This window comes from Desulfobulbus sp., assembly GCF_030824455.1.
GTDB lineage: Bacteria > Desulfobacterota > Desulfobulbia > Desulfobulbales > Desulfobulbaceae > Desulfobulbus.
Genome location: NZ_JAVBXR010000030.1, coordinates 30,867 through 49,759, shown reverse-complemented (window position 1 = coordinate 49,759; position 18,893 = coordinate 30,867). Strand labels below are relative to the sequence as shown.

At 60.7% G+C, this 18,893-nt stretch carries 17 protein-coding genes; 5 read left to right on the top strand and 12 right to left on the bottom strand.

Annotated features, from left to right (window positions below):
• Positions 1-105: 105 nt before the first annotated feature.
• The 4 genes from RCH93_RS05230 to RCH93_RS05215 form a co-directional block, all read right to left on the bottom strand.
• On the bottom strand, positions 106-297 hold the full coding sequence (locus tag RCH93_RS05230) for a hypothetical protein (RefSeq protein ID WP_306547270.1): 192 nt from the start codon (positions 295-297) through the stop codon (positions 106-108).
• A 364-nt stretch (positions 298-661) separates the two neighbouring features.
• The gene (locus RCH93_RS05225; protein ID WP_306547269.1) at positions 662-3,898 is read right to left on the bottom strand and encodes an efflux RND transporter permease subunit; all 3,237 of its coding nucleotides are present in this window, start codon (positions 3,896-3,898) and stop codon (positions 662-664) included.
• Complete coding sequence (locus RCH93_RS05220) at positions 3,895-4,920, bottom strand: efflux RND transporter periplasmic adaptor subunit (RefSeq protein ID WP_306547268.1); 1,026 nt, start codon at positions 4,918-4,920, stop codon at positions 3,895-3,897. Before RCH93_RS05220 ends, RCH93_RS05225 begins: the two co-directional genes overlap by 4 nt.
• An 11-nt stretch (positions 4,921-4,931) precedes the next feature.
• Positions 4,932-6,281 carry a TolC family protein gene (locus RCH93_RS05215; protein WP_306547267.1) on the bottom strand — a complete coding sequence of 450 codons (1,350 nt, stop codon included), beginning with the start codon at positions 6,279-6,281 and terminating at the stop codon, positions 4,932-4,934.
• Positions 6,282-6,476: 195 nt separating this feature from the next.
• On the opposite strand from RCH93_RS05215, the gene RCH93_RS05210 reads away from it, so the two are divergent.
• The gene (locus tag RCH93_RS05210) at positions 6,477-6,992 is read left to right on the top strand and encodes a hypothetical protein (protein ID WP_306547266.1); all 516 of its coding nucleotides are present in this window, start codon (positions 6,477-6,479) and stop codon (positions 6,990-6,992) included.
• Positions 6,993-7,065: 73 nt separating this feature from the next.
• Here RCH93_RS05210 and RCH93_RS05205 read toward each other — a convergent pair whose 3' ends face one another.
• The 6 genes from RCH93_RS05205 to RCH93_RS05180 form a co-directional block, all read right to left on the bottom strand.
• The gene (locus RCH93_RS05205) at positions 7,066-8,454 is read right to left on the bottom strand and encodes an MBL fold metallo-hydrolase RNA specificity domain-containing protein (protein ID WP_306547265.1); all 1,389 of its coding nucleotides are present in this window, start codon (positions 8,452-8,454) and stop codon (positions 7,066-7,068) included.
• Positions 8,455-8,481: 27 nt separating this feature from the next.
• Positions 8,482-9,558, bottom strand: coding sequence for an OmpA family protein (locus tag RCH93_RS05200; protein WP_306547264.1), 1,077 nt, complete (start codon positions 9,556-9,558; stop codon positions 8,482-8,484).
• A 135-nt stretch (positions 9,559-9,693) separates the two neighbouring features.
• Positions 9,694-10,038 carry a PAS domain-containing protein gene (locus RCH93_RS05195; RefSeq protein WP_306547263.1) on the bottom strand — a complete coding sequence of 115 codons (345 nt, stop codon included), beginning with the start codon at positions 10,036-10,038 and terminating at the stop codon, positions 9,694-9,696.
• A gap of 33 nt (positions 10,039-10,071) precedes the next feature.
• Positions 10,072-10,647, bottom strand: coding sequence for an HDIG domain-containing metalloprotein (locus RCH93_RS05190; protein ID WP_306547262.1), 576 nt, complete (start codon positions 10,645-10,647; stop codon positions 10,072-10,074).
• A 22-nt stretch (positions 10,648-10,669) separates the two neighbouring features.
• Positions 10,670-11,695, bottom strand: a complete 1,026-nt coding sequence (gene hemE, locus RCH93_RS05185; protein ID WP_306547261.1) for a uroporphyrinogen decarboxylase — start codon at positions 11,693-11,695, stop codon at positions 10,670-10,672.
• A gap of 63 nt (positions 11,696-11,758) precedes the next feature.
• Positions 11,759-12,811, bottom strand: coding sequence for a radical SAM/SPASM domain-containing protein (locus tag RCH93_RS05180; protein ID WP_306547260.1), 1,053 nt, complete (start codon positions 12,809-12,811; stop codon positions 11,759-11,761).
• Positions 12,812-13,097: 286 nt separating this feature from the next.
• Between RCH93_RS05180 and RCH93_RS05175 the strand changes: the two genes are divergently transcribed.
• Complete coding sequence (locus RCH93_RS05175; RefSeq protein ID WP_306547259.1) at positions 13,098-13,583, top strand: universal stress protein; 486 nt, start codon at positions 13,098-13,100, stop codon at positions 13,581-13,583.
• Positions 13,584-13,669: 86 nt separating this feature from the next.
• A complete protein-coding gene (locus RCH93_RS05170; RefSeq protein WP_306547258.1) occupies positions 13,670-13,993 on the top strand; it encodes a hypothetical protein in 324 nt (107 codons plus the stop codon).
• A gap of 21 nt (positions 13,994-14,014) precedes the next feature.
• Here the strand turns inward: RCH93_RS05170 and RCH93_RS05165 are convergent, their stop codons facing one another.
• Positions 14,015-15,013 (bottom strand): hypothetical protein, encoded by a 999-nt coding sequence (locus RCH93_RS05165; RefSeq protein ID WP_306547257.1) that lies wholly within the window; start codon positions 15,011-15,013, stop codon positions 14,015-14,017.
• A gap of 96 nt (positions 15,014-15,109) precedes the next feature.
• Here RCH93_RS05165 and RCH93_RS05160 point away from each other — a divergent pair, with 96 nt between their 5' ends.
• The gene (locus tag RCH93_RS05160) at positions 15,110-15,475 is read left to right on the top strand and encodes a hypothetical protein (RefSeq protein ID WP_306547256.1); all 366 of its coding nucleotides are present in this window, start codon (positions 15,110-15,112) and stop codon (positions 15,473-15,475) included.
• On the opposite strand, the gene RCH93_RS05155 is transcribed toward RCH93_RS05160, so the two are convergent.
• On the bottom strand, positions 15,429-16,229 hold the full coding sequence (locus RCH93_RS05155; RefSeq protein ID WP_306547255.1) for a hypothetical protein: 801 nt from the start codon (positions 16,227-16,229) through the stop codon (positions 15,429-15,431). The genes RCH93_RS05160 and RCH93_RS05155 overlap by 47 nt on opposite strands.
• A 230-nt stretch (positions 16,230-16,459) precedes the next feature.
• Here RCH93_RS05155 and lon point away from each other — a divergent pair, with 230 nt between their 5' ends.
• Positions 16,460-18,859 (top strand): endopeptidase La, encoded by a 2,400-nt coding sequence (gene lon, locus RCH93_RS05150; protein ID WP_373693262.1) that lies wholly within the window; start codon positions 16,460-16,462, stop codon positions 18,857-18,859.
• Positions 18,860-18,893: the final 34 nt, after the last annotated feature.

Sequence of the window (18,893 nt, the reverse complement as noted above, 5' to 3'; positions counted from 1 at the left end):
AGACGCCAATGTCGCCGTAGCGTGCGGGTCATGCCAACTTCGGGAGTTGTCACTCCCTGAAAAACGACTTAACCGAACCATAAAAGGGAAATCCGGCCAAGACTGTCACTGATTCAGGTGAACATCAAGCTTGCCACTTTTTAATTGCTTTCGAGGGAGGCTGGAATAGTCAACGGTTTCAGGTTTGAGAAATTCTTCCCATGTTGTTATTTCACCAAGCAAAAGTCTTCCGGCAGCACAAGCCAAATTGGCGTTTCGTATTATTGAGGCTTCTTTATCTCGTCCTTTTGTTTTCATTTCATATTTCTATGGGTGACCAACGTGTGGATAATTGGCTGGCCCGTAAGCTCGCCACCTTGTAGAACGCGGCCATTTCCGGTCCGGTTTATTGGCTGGTGTACGCCCGCATGGGCGTGATTTTTTGGGGGTGCAAGTTCTTGTATTATCCTGAGATAGGACCATAAATACTAGCCAAGGGCAAGGGCGGAACCGCGAGGGACCGTCCGAAGGAAGCCGGAGCGCAGGTGAACGAACGCAGTGAGACTCCGAAGCTATGCGTCGACGAACAGCAATGGCATACAAACCCAAGTCTCCAGGCAAATCAGCACAACCTGACAAATCCCCGAAGTTTACGCTTGCCCGTGGCGCGACGATCAAGTTGTTATCCGGGGAGACCTGCCCGCCCGCTCCTCGCCTTGACCATGTAATACAACACCGGCACCGCCATGCGGCTGATCAGCAGCGAGGCGATCTCCCCGAACATCAGCGAAATGGCCAAGCCCTGGAAGATGGGGTCCGCCAGGATCACCGAGGCCCCGACCACCACGGCCAGCGCGGTCAGCAGCATCGGCCGGAAGCGGATGGCGCCGGCCTCGACCACCGCCTCGGCCAGTCCCAGGCCGTGGCTGATCCGCAACTCGATGAAATCAACCAGAATGATCGAGTTGCGGACCACAATGCCCGCCCCGGCCATGAAGCCGATCATCGAGGTGGCGGTGAAAAAGGCGTTCAATCCCCAGTGAGCCGGCAGGATCCCGATCAGCGAGAAAGGGATGGCCGCCATCACCACCAGCGGCGTGACGTAGTCCTTGAACCAACCGACCATCAGCATGTAGATCAGCACCATCACCACACAGAAGGCCAGACCCAAATCGCGGAAGACCTCCAGGGTGATGTGCCATTCGCCGTCCCACTTCATGGACGGCTGGCTTTCAGTGAAGGGCTGGCTGAGGTTGTAGACCGTCACCGGCCCGGCCTGACCGCCAAATTGGGCGGCGTTCAGTTCCTTGAGCCGCTGGTTCATCTCCAGGATCGGGTAGACCGGACTTTCCGCCGCGCCGGCCACGTCGCCGGTGACGTAGATCACTGGTTTGAGGTTTTTGCGGTAGATCGGCTGCTCGACCGGCTGCTCGCTGACCCGCACCAGTTCGCGCAGCGGGACCAGCGGGGCCTGGGGGTTGCTCTCCGGGCGCAGCGAGACGTTGAGCAGGTTGTCGACCCGGGCGCGTTGCGACTGCGGCAGCTGCAGGACGACTTCGATCTCCTCCTTGTCGCGGGGTTGGTGGAATAGGTCGATGGACCGGCCGGACAGCCCCATCTCCACGGCGCGGGCAATCTCGCCCTCGGACAGCCCGTTGAGGGCCGCCTTTTCTTTGTCCACGGTCAGCACCAGTTTGCGGCGTTCCTTCTCCCGATACCAGTCGATGTCCACCACCCCGTCGGTGGTGGCGAAAATCCTTTTGACCTCAGTGGCCAGTTGCACCCGGCTGGCCTCGTCCGGGCCGTAGATTTCGGCCACCAGGGTCTGCAGCACCGGCGGTCCGGGCGGAACCTCGGCCACGGCCACGGCGGCTCCGTACTTCTCCGCGATCCGGGCTATCTCCGGCCGCACCCGCTTGGCAATGTCGTGGCTCTGGCTGTCGCGGTTGGCCTTTGACTTGAGGTTGACCTGGACGTCGGCCACGGTTGGCCCAGAACGGAGGAAATAATGGCGCACTAGGCCGTTGAAGTTGTAGGGCGAGGCTGTGCCGGCGTAGATCTGATAATTAACTACCTCGGGTTCCCGTCCGACCGCCTCGGCTATTTCCAGGGCCACCCGGGCGGTCTGCTCCAGGGGCGAGCCTTCGGGCATGTCGAGGATGATCTGAAACTCGGATTTGTTGTCAAAGGGCAGCATCTTCAACTTGACCTTGCCGAGATAGACCAGCGAGCAGGAAACCAGCAGCAGGGCCACGATCAGGGCAAAGAATCCGAACCGCCAACGGGCGTGGGCGAGCAGCGGGTCCATGATCCGGTGGTAGAGCCGGGTGGACCAATCGTTGGGGGCATGGTCCGGATCGTGTTCGTTGCCGGCGGCCGGGCCCTTGGGCTTGCGCAGAATGTGGATGGCGGCCCAAGGGGTGATGGTGAAGGCGATCAGCAGCGAGAAGACCATGGCCGCCGAGGCCCCGATGGGAATCGGCCGCATGTAGGGGCCCATCAGGCCGCCGACAAAGGCCATCGGCAGGATGGCGGCGATCACCGCCCAGGTGGCGAGGATGGTGGGGTTGCCGACCTCGATCACCGCCGCCACGGCGATCTCCTTGAGCGAGGCCCGCTGGTTGGCGGGCTGGCGCATGTGGCGGACAATGTTTTCGACCACGACAATGGCGTCGTCCACCAGGATGCCGATGGAGAAGATCAGGGCAAACAGGGTGATGCGGTTGAGGGTGTAGCCGTAGAGGTAGAACAGCAGCAGGGTCAGCGACAGGGTCGAAGGAATGGCCAAGAGGACAATGATCGATTCGCGCCAGCCCAGGAACACCAGGATCAAAATCGCCACGCCAAAGACCGCGATGCCCATGTGGAGCAGCAGTTCGTTGGATTTTTCCGCGGCGGTTTCGCCGTAATCGCGGGTGACGGTTACCTCCACTTCGGGCGGAATCAGCGTGCCCTTGAGGCTCTCGACCTTGTGCAGCACCGTCTCCACCACATGGACCGCGTTGGCGCCCGGCCGCTTGGCCACCGACAGGGTGACCGCAGCCTCGGGCGCGGCGTTGCCGGCGCCGTGGAGCACGTAGGACCTGGGCTCCTCCGGGTCGTCGATCACCGTGGCGACCTCGCTCAGGTAGACCGGCTTGCCGCCGTGAACCCCGACCACCACCCGGCCGGCTGCCTCGGCTGAGGCGAGAAAGGTCCCGGTTTGCAGCAGCATTTCGTTGTTGAGGGCGCGCAGCGTGCCGGATTGCGACTGGCGATTGGCCTGCTGCAAACGCAGGGTCAGGTCGGCCGGGCTGATGTTGCGGGAGGCCAGCAGGAGCGGATCAAACTGAACCCGCAATTGCCGCCGGGCGCCGCCGATCAGCTTGGTCTCGGCCACTTCGAAGATCGACTTGACCGAGTCGTCTACCTCGGCGGCCAACCGGCGCAGGGTGGCGTGATCGTAGGTTTTGGAATGAAAGGTCAGGGCCAGGATCGGCACATCGTCGATGGAGTGCGGCTTGATCAGCGGCAGCGAAACCCCGTGCGGGATGCGGTCGAAATTGGTCTGCAGCTTTTGGTTGAGGCTGACAATCGCTTTTTCAAAATTCTCGCCCACATAAAAACGGGCGATCAGCAAACACTGACCGGGTTGGGAGGTGGAGTAGATGTATTCCACCCCCGGCAGCTCGTAGAGCAGCTTTTCCATGGGCGCGGCCAGCCGTTGCTCGACCTCCTTGGCAGTGGCGCCGGGCATGCTAACCATGACGTCGATCATCGGCACCTTGATCTGCGGTTCCTCTTCGCGGGGCAGCAGGGTCAGGGCCAGCATGCCGAGCAACAGGGAGGCGATCAGCCCCAGGGGGGTGAGTTTGGAGGCGACAAAGAGCGCGGTCAGCCGTCCGGCAAAGCCCGGATTGGTTGGGGTGGCGTTGCTCATGGCGCGGTCCGCACGGTTTGGCCGTCCGTCAGCAGCCGGTTGTTGGCGATGATCACGGTTTCCCCGGCGCTCAGGCCGGAGAGGATCTCGGTTGTGCCGTCCAGGCTGGGGCCGGTGCGCACCAGGCGCAGCCGGGCGCGGTCGCCTTCGACCACAAAGACCCGGTCCATCTGTCCGGACGGGACAACCGCGCTGGTCGGAATCTGCAGGGATTGCGAGCCCTTGCCGGGGAGCAGGACACGGGCGAATTGGCCGCTGCGCAGGTTGGGGTTGGCGGGCAGATCAATGACCACCGGGGCGGTGCGCGAGTTCGGGTCCGCCGCCGGGGCGATTTCGGTGATGGTTCCCTGAACGACCGTGTCGGCTGCGGGAATGTTGACCGTGAGGACGTCGCCGGTGTGGAGGCTGAGGACCAGGCTTTCCGGGACCGCTGTGTTGACCTGCAGGCTGCGGTTGTTTTCCACCTGGAGGAGCACGGTTCCGGGGGTGGCGAGATCGCCGCTGTTGACGTTCTTGCGGGTGATCACCCCGTCAAAGGGCGCGGTGACGGCGGCGTAACCCATCATGGTCTTGGCCTCGCGGTACCCGGCCTGGGCAATGGCGTATTGCTCGTTGGACGATTTCACGGCGTCCGGGGTGGCCGCGTTTTTCGCCAGCAGATTCTGGTCCCGGTCCAGATTGCGTTTGGCCTGGGCCAGTTGGGCCTCGGCCTGACTCAAGCGGGCCCCGATCTCTTCGGCGCTGATCAAGACCAGCAGGTCGCCGGCCTTGACCGTGGAGCCCAGCGCCACCGGCATCCGGGTGATCACCCCGGTGACCTTGGCGGCGATGGCCGCCCGCTGGGCCGCCTGCAGGGTTCCAGCCACCTCGATCAGGACCGGAACCTCCTGTTCGCTTGCCTTGGCCACGCGCACCAGGACCGGCGTGGTTGCCTCCTTGCCCGCCGTCTCCGTCATGGCGGGCGCCAACGACGCGGTCAGCAGGGTCAGGGAGCAGAGGGCGGTTGTGCAAATTTTTAACATGTGCGACATCATCATTTCCCCTGGTTGAATTGGGCAAGACCGACGGCCCGCCGCAGATCGGCAATGGCGATTTTACGGGAGGCCATGGCCAGGGCGTGGCTCAGTTGGGCGTCGGTGCGGCGGTTTTCAATGTCGATCAGCTCCGAGGAAAGCAAGACGCCTTCCTTGAAGCGCAGGCGGGCAAGACGCGCGCTTTCGGTTGCCGATTCCAACATCTTGCCGGTGACTTTCAGCCGTTCCTCTTCCTGGTTGAGGGCAAGAAGCGCCTGTTCCATCTCCAGATTAAAGGCCAGTTCCAGCTTGCGCTGTTGCTGCTTGGCTTCCCGCAGCCCGGCCTCGGCCCGTTCGGCGGCGGCGCTGGTCTGGCCGCCGTTGAACAGGGTGTAGTTGAGGCGGACCCCGGTGGTCCAGGAGTTGCCGGAACCGTCTTCCAGTTCCGTGCCCTTGTCGACTTGATAGCTGCCAAAGGCGTCGGCGGTGGGACGATAGCCGGCCCGGGCCACGCGGACCTGGGCCTCCTGGGCCTTGATCAGGGCGGCCATGGCGGTCAGTTCCGGCCGTTTGCCGATGTCGCGTTCCACCGGAATCTCCTGTGCGGGTGCTCCGGCCGGATCAAGAACAACGGCGTCGCCTTGCAGCCCCAGCAGGTTGAGAAATCCACGTTGGGCAAGACTTAGCCCATGCCGCGCCTGGATGAGTTGTTCCTGGGCGCGGGCATGCTGCGCCTCCAGGCTAAGCAGATCTTCCTTGAGCAGGCTCCCTTCCTCGAATCGGGCCTGGGCCACGGCCAAGGAGGCGGCCATCGCCTCTACAGCCGATTGCCTGGCCTGCACCGTGTCTGCGGCCTGGACAATGGTGCAAAAGGCCCGAATCACCTCAAATTGCAGCCGGGAGCGAATGGCCGCATGCTCGTGATTGGCCGCCTGGCTGCGTTCGCCGGCGGCATCCAGCGCCGCCGCGTCGCGGCCGCCGTTGTAGAGCCGGTACTGCACCGTGGCCTTAGGTTGCAGGGTGTCAGTGGTTCCGGGTTGGTTGAAGTCGATGCTGTCGGAAAACATCCCCTGGTTGAGGATGTTGCCAAAGGAATACATCGGGTTGTTGGTGCGGCTGTACTCGGCGCCGACTCCCAGTTGGGGGTAAAAGGCGGCTCGGGCGGACTTGATGTCGGCGTCGGCCGCCTTGATGCGTTCCAGGGCGGCTCCTGCGTCGGGATTGTGCTCCAGGGCGTAATGCACTGCCTGCTCGGCCGTCCATTGCGTCGATGGCCGATGGGAAGACGGTGGTTCCTGGGCGTTCATCTCCAAGGGCAGCAGGAGCGCGAGCAAGGCGAGGACTATCGGTTTGTGGGGGCGACGCGTCATGGGAGGCCTTTTTTCCCGTGTGCAAGGGAAACAGTATTGGTATATTTTGCCGTGGAAGGTGAGAATCAGGCAGGCGGAGCAGCGTTGTCTTGCACTGCGTTTGCCGTTCTCATTAGATCATCGGAAAATAGGGCGGAATCTTGTATTTTGCAATAGCAATACAGAAGAATGCAATTATTGAACGGAGGGAAATCAATGAAAATGATGCACATGATACATCGGATGCTGCTGAGTGGTCTTATGCTTGCAATCGTCTCTGGCGCGGCGCACACAGTTGCCGCTGAGGAGCCGGCCAAGGCGCCGTCAACCGAGGCGCAACCGCAACAGGGAGTCGACCAAGGGGGCAATAAATGGGATGCGGCCGGCCACGAGGTGAAAGAGGCCTCCGGCGCGGTTTCCGAGGCCACCAAGGAAACGGCTGGAACCGCCTGGGACGCCCTGAAGACGGAGTCGATGGGCGCTTGGGAAAAAACCAAGAGCGGCTCGCGCGAGTTGGCGGATACGGTGGGCGACAAGTCGAAGGAGGCCTGGCAGGTCACCAAGGAGGAAACCAAAGGTTTCTGGGAGGCGGGCAAGGCGAAGATTCATGAGGTCACCGCCCCGGATCAGCCCGTTGCCCCGGCAGCGCCTGCTGCTCCTGTGGAACCGGCCGCCGCCGCCCCGCTTGCTCCGGCCGAGGCTCCAACTGCAACTCCGCAGCAGCAGCAGTAAACCTGCGGCTCCGGGGTCTTGTTTCGTCGGCGCAAGTGTCGGTTGAACAGTGTCGGGTGAAGCAGAGCCCGGATTATAGGGCGAAGGATTGGTGCAGCTCAGGCATCTCGACCTTGGTCCCGGTCAAGCTGGCGGCTAAGGTTTGCATGGCCGCCAGTTCGCCGTGGACCAGAAAAGTGCGTTCCGGCGCGCCGGTCTGGGCGTGCCAGCTGAGGAGTTCCTGCTGGTCGGCGTGGGCCGAGAATCCGCCGATGGTGTAAATCTCGGCGTTGACCTCAACCTCTTCCTGCAGCACACGCACCACTTCCGCGCCCTCGATAATCCGGCGGGCCAGGGTGCCTTCGGCCGCATAGCCGACAAACACGACCGAAGCCTCGCGCCGCCAGAGGTTGTGGCGCAGGTGGTGGCGGATGCGGCCGCCGGTGCACATGCCGGAACCGGCGATGATGACCGCCCCTCGGACCTGTTTCAGGGCCATGGATTCGGCGGCGTCACGAATAATTTCCAAACCAGGCAGATCAAAGGGGTCGCGTCCGGCGGCAATGACCGCCCAGGTTTCCTCGTCAAAGCATTCGCGGTGCCGGCGGAAAATCTGGGTGGCGGAAACGGCCATGGGGGAATCGAGATAGACCGGGAGATGGCGTGGTAGCCGCTTCTGCTCAATGCCCTCGCGCAGGTAGTACAGCAGTTCCTGGGTCCGCTCCAGGGCGAAGCTGGGGATGAGCACGTTGCCGTTGCGGGCGACGGTGGCGTTGATCGCCTGATAGAGTTCCTCAATGGAGGGTTCCAGCCGTTTGTGCAACCGGTCGCCGTAGGTGCTTTCCATCACCACGACGTCAGCCTGCGGCGGCGGAGCCGGGTCGGGCAGGATGGCGCGGCCGTTGTAGCCGAGATCGCCGGAAAAGAGCACTCGACGCTGCTGGCCGGCCTCTTCCAGTTCGAGCAAAATGCAGGCCGAGCCAAGGATGTGGCCGGCGTCGTAGAAAGTGGCGCGAACGCCGGGGCAGAGGTCGTGGGGGTGAGCAAAGGCGGCGACGTCGACAAAGGCGTCAAGGCTATTGAGGGCGTCGAGGGTGTTGTAGAGCGGTTCGACCGACGTGTCCCACCGCTTTTTTCTGCGGCCCTTGTCGTTGCGGTATCGGGCCTCCTCCTCCTGGATGCGCGCCGAGTCAAGCATCACCAGACGGGCCAGTTCGCGGGTGGCGGCGGTGGCCAGCACCGTGCCGCGAAAACCCAGCCTGTGCAGCAGCGGGATGCGGCCGCAGTGGTCGAGATGGCCGTGGGTGAGCACGAGGTGGTCAATCGCGGCCGGGTCAAAGCCAAAATCGTTGCGATTTTCCTCGTCCATTTCCTGACCACCCTGGTAGAGGCCGCAGTCAATCAGGATGCGTTTGGCGCCGCATTCGATCAGGTGGCACGAACCGGTGACGTTGCGGGCGGCTCCGTGAAAGGCGATGCGCATAATGAGCTCCTTGGACGGTGAAAGCGCTTACTCGCCGCGCAGAACGATGGTCACCCTTCGGTTCAGCTGTCGGCCCTCTTCGGTGGCGTTGGAGGCCTCTGGATTGGCGTAGCCGTACCAGTACATCAGCAACCGGTCTTCCTTGATCATGAAATGTTTGCGCAGATACCGGCGGACGCTTTCGGCCCGGCGCTGGGAGAGGCCGATGTTGTAGGCCTCGGTTCCAATGCTGTCGCAGAAGCCGGAGAGGACCACGTACAGCTGCGGGTTGGCCTGCAGCATCTGCCCCAGGCGATCAAGGTGGGCGGTGAATTCCGGGCGGATAGCGGATTTGTCGAAATCAAACAGGATGTTGTTGAAGCCGTTGCCCTGGGTGTCGGCGTAGAGCTTGCCCAGAAGGTGTTCGGGGTGATCGTAGATGGTGTCGAAGTCCATCACCTGGGAGCAGCTGTTGACCGCAGCGATGTCTTTCAGCAGTTTCCGCGCCTTGGCGTCGACGGCGCTGGAGACAATGTTAAAACAGATGTCGTATTTGGCCGCCAATTGCCGGGCCTCGTCAAGCGGTTGAGGCTCCAGACCTTCTTCGGTCATGTGTTTGCCGTCGGAAAAAAGAAAGAGTTCGGTGCGTCCGGGCAGGCCGAGCAGGTGTTCGAGCTTCATCAGGCCGGTTTGCAGCATGGGTGGGCTCTGCGGGGTGGTCGGCAGTTGCTCGATGGCCGCACCGTACTCCGCTTTTTGGTAGTTCTGCAGCCGGTAGTAGGGTTTGAAGGCAAAGGGCGAGGCCGGCAGCCAGAGCTCGCCCTTCCAGTGGGGATAGAGGCCGGCCTGCCAGTTGAGCGGCGGCAGGGAGGCGTTGCTTTCGCGCAGGATTTTCTTCTGCGCCTCGATTCGGGTCAGGCCGGTGTTCTTGTACGGCACGGCCATGGTGGTGGTGGGATCGTAGAAGATGAAGAAATTATGGGCCATACGGATATAGCGGCCGCCCGAAGAAGCCAGGAGCGCATTGTCCGCCTGCGGGGCCGGCTGTTGGCTGCGCGCCGGGCAGGCGGCTGCCGTCGCAAGCAAGAAAGCGAGGAAAAAAGACAGGAAAGGGCGGGTTTTCATCGTATCGGCTCCTGATGTGGCCTGGGGTCACGGTTAGATCCCGAAAAACATGTGGGATCGGACTCTTGCCTCAGAGTATACCCCGGCAAAGAGGGCTGTCAAGCAATGGGAGTGATGTTGGCCGGATGGCCGCCGTTACCTCCGTTTGGTCGGAACCTCTTCGGGAAGGACGATAATGGTCTCGGTCAGGCCGGCAAATGCGCCGTCCTTGCGCCAGGGCGTTTGATGGACCAGTTTGCGGACCCCGTTTTTCTCGGTGAAATAGGTGTTGCCGCGCTGTTCCCTGAGCAGCGTGCGGATCATCTCGTTGGCCGGTTCCGGATGGCAGGTGAACAGGCTGGCGCCGATCAGGTTTTCTCCGCCGTATTTGCCGAACAATTCCATGGCCGGGCGGTTGATGGCGATAATCGTTCCTTCGGTGTCGCAGACGCTGACGGCGGACGGGTAGTGCTCGACCCAGTTAAAGGTTGTGTTGGGCATGTTGTGTTGGGGGGTTGAGGGAAAGACCGCCGGTCAGAATCGGCCCAGATCTTGGGGGGCGAAGGGCAGCCAGTGGAAAAGGTGGTCTTCCAAGGCAAGGCATTTGTTGAAATTTTCCCGAATCAAACTCTGCCGGTTTGGGTTGCCTTGGCCGTAATGATCCAGGATGTATTCCAGCCGCTGGTCCAGGTTGACCACCACGTTGTGCCGTACCCGCTTGTCGGCGTAGTAGACGATTTCCCGGGCGGTGAAGCGGCCGCGCTGGTAGCGGTCGGGGTCAAAGTCCCAGAGGAGCACGTGCTGCTCAACAATCGCGGCGATCTCGGGGTAGCCGTGTTTGCGGCAGATGTCGGCCCCGACTTTGGCGTGGTCGCAGTTGCTGCCCAGGCAGGGGGTTTTGGCGATGTCGTGGAGCAGGGCGCCGCTGATCACCAGGCGCCGGTCCGCCTGGGGCTGGTCCGGGTTAAAGGCGGCAAGCCCGCCCTGCAACTGCTCGGCCAGCCGGGCGACCACCAGTGAATGGTGGCGGATGTTGGCCAGCATCGCGTACTGCTCCATCAGGTCGATGCATTCCGCAAGCGAGGGAATGACCGCGGTGACGCTTTCCATGGCTGAAGACACTGCGGATCGATTACGGTTTGCCGCTGAAACGGTGGACGGCGTCGACCGCGATCCGCACCTGCTCGGGCGGCGTTTCCGGCAGGATGCCGTGGCCGAGATTAAAGATGTAGCCGTTGGCGTCGCGCGCTTCGGTCAACATGGTCTGGATCCGTTCTTCCAGCTGTTTTTTGGGAAGAAAAAGAGCCAGCGGGTCGATGTTGCCCTGCACGGCATGTTGGCCGGCGCGGGCGACGGCGTCGCCGATGGGCAGCCGCCAGTCAAAACCGAGCACGTCGGCGCCGGCGGTGGTGGTCAATCCGGTCAGGGTGGAGCCGTTGTTGGCAAAGTAGATGATCGGCACGTCGGTCACGGCGCGCAGATCGGAGATGATCGAGCGCACGTAGGGCAGGGCGAACTCCTGATAATCGCAGGGCGCCAGGATGCCGACCCAGGAGTCGAACAGCTGCAGGGCCTGGGCGCCGGCCCGCGCCTGGGCCTGGAGATAGGCGCTGGTGCAGGCGGTGATCTTGGCCAGGAGATTGTGGTAGAGCTTGGGTTCCTGGAACATCATTTTCTTGGTGTTAAGAAACACCTTGGAGCTGCCGCCCTCGATCAGATAGGTGGCCAGGGTAAAGGGCGCGCCGGCAAAGCCGATCAGCGGCGTCTGCAACTGGCTGCGCAGCAGGCGGATGGTGTCCAAGACAAAGGGCACCGCCTCTTCCGGGACAGGCACCACCAGTTCGTCCACCGCCTTCTGGCTGCGCACGGGATTGGCAAAGATTGGCCCTTTGCCTTCGGAAAATTCAAGGGCCAGCCCCATCGCCTCCATGGGAATAAGGATGTCGGAGAAGAGAATGGCCGCGTCAAAGCCAAAGATATCGACCGGCTGCAGGGTGACCTCGGCGGCAAGTTCGGGGGTTTTGCACAGCTCCAGGAAGCTGACTTTGCTGCGGATTTTCTGGTACTCGGGCAGGTATCTGCCGGCCTGGCGCATGAACCAGACCGGGGTGTAGGCGGTGCGCTCGCCCCGGCAGGCTTGAAGAAAGGTGTCGTTCATCGCGGTCCGTATGCTTGTGGTTGTCGGCGCTGGGCCGGTGGGTTTGCCTTGGGCGGAATCATGTTATCGCTGGGGCTGGTAGGTGCAGAACGGCTCGCCGGCGAGATAATCGCCGGTCATGGCGTAGGCCCGGGCCCGGCAGCCGCCGCAGACGTTGACGTACTCGCAGCGGCCGCAGTTGTCCTTGTAGCCTGCAAAGTCGCGCATATCGAGCAAAAGTTTGGAATTTTCCCAGATGTCCTTGAAGGATTTGGTCCGCAGGTTGCCGGCGGCCAGGGGGAAATAGCTGCAGGGCAGGACATTGCCGTCAACGTCGATCAGGCAGATCAGTTGCCCGGCCAGGCAACCCTTGGAGCCGCCGGTGGAAAATTTAAGGCTGCGGCGTTTGAATTTCTCCCCCTCGATCTTGGCCCGCTGGAGCACGATGCGGTAATACTGGGGGGCGCAGGTCGGACGGACCAGCAGGTCGCTCTCCTCCTTTTCCATGTCGTAATGCCAGTTGAGGATGTCTTCGTATTCCTCGGCCGGAATCAGTTCGGACATGATTTCCTCGCCGCGGCCGGTGGGCACGATCATGAACAGATACCAGGCCGTGGCGCCGAGCGATTTCACCAGGGAATAGATTTTCGGGGCCTCGGCCTTGTTGCGTTTGGTGAACGACGAATTGATCAGAAAATCGATCTGGTGTTCGTTGAACAGCCGGATGGCGTTCATCACCCCGTCAAAGGCGCCGGGCTGGTTGCGAAAATTGTCGTGGACGTCGGCGGTGGAGCCGTCCAGGCTCAGGGAAACCATCTTGATTCCGGACCCTTTGATGTCGCGGCAGACAGATTGGGTCACCAGCGCGCCGTTGGTGGCCAGACACATCCGCAGCCCCAGTTCGGTTCCGTAGGCGGCAATCTCGAACACGTCCGGCCGCAGCAGCGGCTCGCCTCCGGAAAGCACCATGACCGGATTGGCGTAGGCGTGGATCTCGTCGAGCACCCGTTTGGCCTCGGCCAGAGAAAAATCGGGATGCCCGTCAATTTCCAACTGGGAAGAGGACCGACAGTGGACACAGCGGAGATTGCAGCGGCGGGTGATTTCCCAGGCGATCCATTTGGGCGTGAATTCCATAATGATTTTCGGTCCCGACCGGGCGGAAAGAGGCGGAAAAAGGTCGCTGTGCTCGGCGGGAGCGCGGGCGAACCCGTTCCTGTCGACCGTGGCGACGAAAGATGCAACCAGATAAACGGGTTGGAATATATTCGCGATGATCGGCAGGGTCAACAGCTTTGTCGGATGGCCCTGATTCGGAGTGGCCGCCGGGTGGAACAATAATAGGTGAAAAATTCTGGAATCGATATATCTTATAATTAAGTCAGGATGATGTTCCATCTTTTTTCACGCGAGGAGGCAGTGTATGCAGGAGATCAAGAGTATCCTTACCCCCATCGATTTTTCCGACAACGCTGGTAAAATAGTCAAGGCGGCGTCCTATGTGGCGGGAGCGTTCAAGGCGGAGTTGCATCTGGTGTTCGTGGTGCAGACCTTTGAGGATTACAGCGGTTTCTTTGTGCCGCCGATCAATCTGCCCAATCTGGAGGAGGAGTTGTTTGCCTCGGCCCAGCAGCAGATGGAAACCTATGTGGAAGAGAACAAAACCATGTTTGCCGAAGCTGGGGTGACCCAGGTGACCGGCAAGGTGCTCTCGGGCGACGTGGCCGAGGAGATTTTGACCTATGCAACCAAGAAAAAGGTGCAGTTGATTGTCATGGGCACCCACGGCTACAAGGGCTTGGAGCGGATCATGTTCGGCAGCGTCGCCGACAAGGTGGTCAAGACTGCCTGTTGCCCGGTGATGACCATCAATCCTTACCGGGAGGAATGCGAAGGCAACGCGGCGTGACCGGGTTGCACTGGACGGCGGAACCGGGACAGCCGGGGGAGGATGGGCCGGTTTCGTTGAATGTTGAGGAAACGCAGGAGTCGGGCATGGAAAAACGAAAACACCCGAGGATACAGGTGGAGGGGATGCACATTGATGTCTCCGACGGCATCGGCAGTTGCTCGGGCAACGTGTGCGACGTTTCACGCGTCGGACTCTGTCTGCTCGATGTGGCCAAGCGGTTTGGCAAGAACATGGACGCCTATACCGCAGTGGCGTCAAGCGGCGGGAAATACTTTAAATTTCGTGTTTTGCCGCGTTGGGAAACGGCCAGCCGGCTGAGCAAAAAAATTGGGGTAGAAATCGACGAGGCCCCCTGGCAGTGGACCGAATACGTTATGTCGCTTGAAGAGGCCAGGCGGCGCGGATAGCCATCGCGTCGTCCGGTGTTGTTATTTGCCACTGAGCAGACCGACGAGGCACCCGGACGAGGGTGCCGAAAGGCCTGCATAACTGGCTGGATCGCCGCCGGCAAACCCCTCTTGCAACAGTTGCCGCACCGAAATTTTCGGGAAACGATAAAGTTCAAGCATGCGGCATTGGTCGCGCCGGACAGAAGCTCGGGCGTCTAGGCCCTGCGCCCACTGCGTTGCGCCCTCGGCGAGAAGGGATTTGAGCTCTTCCTCCGGCAAGGTTGCCTCTGAGGCAAGGCTCATGGCTTCCAAGGCGGCGATGAGTTGCGGGCATTGCGCAATGAGCGGTTCGCTTGCGGTTGTTTCCTCTCCACTCGCCGCGAACGCCGGCAATTCCAGGCTGGCCCACAGCACGGCGTTGCGGCGGTGGTTTTTTTCGTACACTTCCTGCAGGTGGTCCATGGCTGACGGGCGGCAGGTGACGAGGATTCCCTGCGGCTGGCCGGCGTCATGCAGATAGAGTCGACTCCAGGCCTTGAGGCGGTGGTCAAGCATCCCGTCGGATTCCTGGTTGGCCTCGCCCTGGCTGGTGGCGACGGCAAAAAGATCGTCCTCTTCCTCGCGCAATTCGGCGAGCAGCGCATCCTGGCGGGAGGCAATGTTGCCAAGCGCCTGGTTGAGCGTTGTCTGCTGCGCATCGAAAAATTCTCCCAATTTCAAGACCAGGCGGGACTGCCAGAGCAGCAGCTCCTGCGCTTCCTGCTCCTTGATGTCGGTCATCTTCAATAAGTCGGCCAGAATGGACTGTTTGGATTCCTTCTGCTCCCGTCGGCTTAAACCGGCCAGAGTCAGCATGCTCAACTGGCTGGTGTAATCCGAGCCGCGCCGGCGCATGTCCTGCACTAGGGCGAGAAACCGTTCCCGCTGATCGCCCAGCGGCGCCGGCGCGAACCCTTGCAGTCGGCCCTCCTGTCGGCAACGCTCGAGAAATGGGGTGATCGTCCCTTGATCCGGCGGCTCGTTTTCAATGGCTTGCATGTAGACAACCTGTCCGAAAACCTGTACAAGGGGAAAAAGGAGACGCTCGTCGGGAAGGGTTTCCGGAAACGCGCAAGCAATGCTTTTGTTCATATTATGAGTACATTACGGGAAAAAATTACGTTTATACTGACGGCCTTGGTCTATGTGCTGTTTCATCTGCGAGTGGGCGCCGACCTCGGCGCGGTTGCGACTGGAACAGCTTATCAGGTGCTGCTCACCGCCCCCTACGCCTTGGGCTTTACTTACATCGTCGCAGTTGTTTTTCGCCGTCTTTCGGGAAAGGGGTGGCTTCCCTGGGATCGGCTGATGCGGGTGTTTTTCACCGTCGGCATCCTTTTTGCTTTTTTCTTTGCCCTGTACGAATACGCGGGTCAGGGATTGCCGGCGGACCAGCGGGAGGCGGCCAACAAATCTAGCGCAACACGCTTTTTCGAGGATGTAATCCAGAAGGTGCGGTAGTGTTCGGCATCAGCAGGCTGTCCGGCCCGATGATTGTGCCGGGGCTGGTGACCGCATTGCAACCGGTTTGCGTTCCGTCGCCGATGACGGCGCCGAATTTGCGCAGGCCGGTGTCGAGTCGGCCGGTGGCGGTTCGAATCGAAACATTGCCGGAGAGGAATCGCAGGTTGGCGCACTTGGTGCCGGCGCCGAGGTTGACGTTGTTGCCCAGGATCGAATCGCCAAGATAGGCAAAGTGGCCGGCCTTGGCGTCGTTGAGAAAGAGGGTGTGCTTGACCTCGGTGGTGTGGCCCACCACGCATCGTTTGCCAACCAGGCAGTAACCGCGCAGGTAGGCCCCTTGACGGATTTCCGAACAGTCGCCGATGATGGCGGGAGATTTGATCAGCGCGCCGGATTCGATCAACACGCCTTTGCCGATCTTGATGTTTTTTCCGACCAGCACCGCCCCAGCCATGATCACCGAGGCGCCTTCGAGAAACTGTCCGTTTTCCCAGACCGAGAGCCCGCCCTTGGTGGCGTCGCCGTAGGTGATGATGCATTCGCGGGCGTTGCGCAGTTTGCCGTTGAACCAGATGTAGGGACTGTCCAGCGGCACGGCGTCGACGATGCAGACGTGCTGAAAGGTCGGGGCGGTGTGGTTGGCCACGTAAGCCTTGAGCTTTTTGAGCGGATCCCAGACGTAAGGGCAATCGGCAAAGAGGTCTTTGTCCGGAAAATCAGAGAGATCAAAAAAAGACCCGATGGTCAGCATAGTCGGCTCCGCGGCAAACGAGGGAATCAGGAGGCTGGAATACAGCCTTTCTATATTGAGCCGCCGGCAATTATTCAAGGAAAATATTCTTTGTCGGCAAGGGCTGGGACCTGCCTTGACTTCGGATAGGGTGGTGTTTACTGTCGTGGGACAATTGAGCTCAAGTGCAGTCGTTCCAGGCGATTTTAAGGAGAGAAAACGTGGAATTTGATGATTCATTATCGACCAGTATGGGTGATTTCGGGGAACAGACGCAGGATCTGGAGATTCCCGAATCTCTGCCCATGATGGCTGTCCGGGATGTTGTTGTATTTAACTACATGATCATCCCGTTGTTTGTCGGCCGCCCTGGCTCGATTGAAGCCGTGAACGAGGGCTTGAACAGCAACAAGTTGTTGATGCTGGTGACCCAGAAAGATCCGACCAAGGACGATCCCGAGGATAAAGACCTCTACGATGTCGGCATGGTGTCAATGATCATGCGGACCCTCAAACTGCCCGACGGCCGCCTCAAAGTGTTGGTGCAGGCCTTGTCCAAGGCCAAGGTCCGCTCCTATCTGCAGAAAAAGCCGTTTTACCGGGTGGAGATTGATCTGATCGAGGAACCGGAAACCCCGGAAATCACGGTCGAAACCGAGGCCCTGATGCGAACCGTGCGCGAGCAGACGGAAAAGATCATGTCGCTGCGCGGCATCCTCTCCTCGGATTTGATGATGATCATCAACAACATTGAGGAGCCGGGACGTCTGGCCGATCTGGTGGGTTCCAATCTGCGGTTGAAGATATCAGAGTCGCAAAGGATACTTGAGACCGTCGACCCGACCGATCGTTTGCGCCTGGTGGCCGATCTGCTCCACAAGGAATTGGAAGTGTCCACGGTGCAGGCCAAGATTCAATCGGACGCCAAGGAAGAGATGTCGCGCAGTCAGCGGGAATATTTCCTCCGCGAACAGATTCAGGCCCTGAAGCGCGAACTCGGCGACGAAGACAGCTACTCCCAGGAAATTGAGGAGTTGAGCAAGCAGCTGCGCAAGAAGAAAATGCCCAAGTACGCCAAAAAAGAGGCGCGCAAGCAGTTGCGGCGGCTGGAGATGATGCACCCGGATGCCTCCGAGGCGACCATTGTTCGCACCTACCTCGATTGGTTTCTTGACCTGCCGTGGAAGCAATCGACCACCGACGTGCTCGATTTGAAGGTGGCGGCCGACGTCTTGGACGAGGATCATTACGGACTGGACCGGATCAAAGAGCGCATTCTCGAATATCTGGCGGTGCGCAAGCTCAACGCCGACACCAAAGGGCCGATCATCTGCTTTGTCGGGCCTCCCGGCGTGGGCAAGACCTCGCTCGGTCAGGCCATCGCCAAGGCCATGGGCCGCAAGTTTTACCGGCTTTCCCTGGGCGGCATGCGCGACGAGGCGGAAATTCGCGGGCATCGGCGCACCTATATCGGCGCCCTGCCGGGCCGGATACTCCAAGGACTGAAGAACGTCGGCGCCAACAACCCGGTGTTCATGATGGACGAGATCGACAAGATTGGCGACGATTATCGCGGCGATCCTTCTTCGGCCCTGCTGGAGGTGCTTGATCCGGAACAGAACAATACCTTCTCCGATCACTACATGAACCTGCCGTTTGATCTTTCCAAGGTCATGTTCATCACCACGGCCAACCGCAGCGACACCATTCCCGGCCCGCTGCTGGACCGCATGGAGGTGATCCAGCTATCCGGCTACACCCTGGAAGAAAAGATGGTGATCGCCAAAAAATACCTGCTGCCCCGCCAGATCAAGGAAAACGGCATCAAGGTCAGCCAGATCAAGCTCGACGACGCCACTTTGGAGATTATTGTCAGCCGTTACACCCACGAAGCCGGGGTGCGGAATCTGGAGCGCGCCCTGGGCAAGGTCTGCCGCAAGATCGCCCGCAAGGTGGCTGAGGGCGGCAAAGGGCCCTATGTGATCTCCGAGAAAACCGTGGAAAAATACCTTGGGCCGCCTCGGTTCCTGCCCGAAACCGAACTCGACACCAGCTCCCAGCCCGGTCTGGTGATTGGACTGGCCTGGACCGAGGTCGGCGGCGAACTGCTGCACATCGAAACCTCGGTGCTGCCGGGCAAGGGCAAGTTGCTGCTCACCGGGCAGCTAGGCGAAGTGATGAAGGAATCGGCGCAGGCGGCGCTTAGCTACTGCCGCAGCCGTAACAAGATGCTGGGCGTGGAGCCGGATTATTTCGACAAGGTCGACATTCACATCCATGTCCCGGCGGGCGCCATCCCCAAGGATGGCCCATCGGCCGGCATCACCATGACCACGGCCCTGTTTTCGGCCATCAGCGGCAAGGCGGTGAAGCGCGGCATTGCCATGACCGGCGAGGTAACCCTGCGCGGGCGGGTGCTGCCCATCGGCGGACTTAAGGACAAGGCCCTGGCGGCCCTGCGCGCCGACATCACCAAGATCATCATCCCCGAGGAGAACCAGAAGGATCTGGTGGAGATTCCTGAGGAACTGCGCAAGAAAATCACCTTCTACCCGGTCAGGCACATGGACGAGGTGATTGAATTGACTTTGGGCAATATTTCTGCCCGTAAGAATCAGGCAAAGCTGGTCGTCGTCAAGGACGACAAGTAAAACTGGCGCACCGGGCGGCATGAGGCGTTGATCC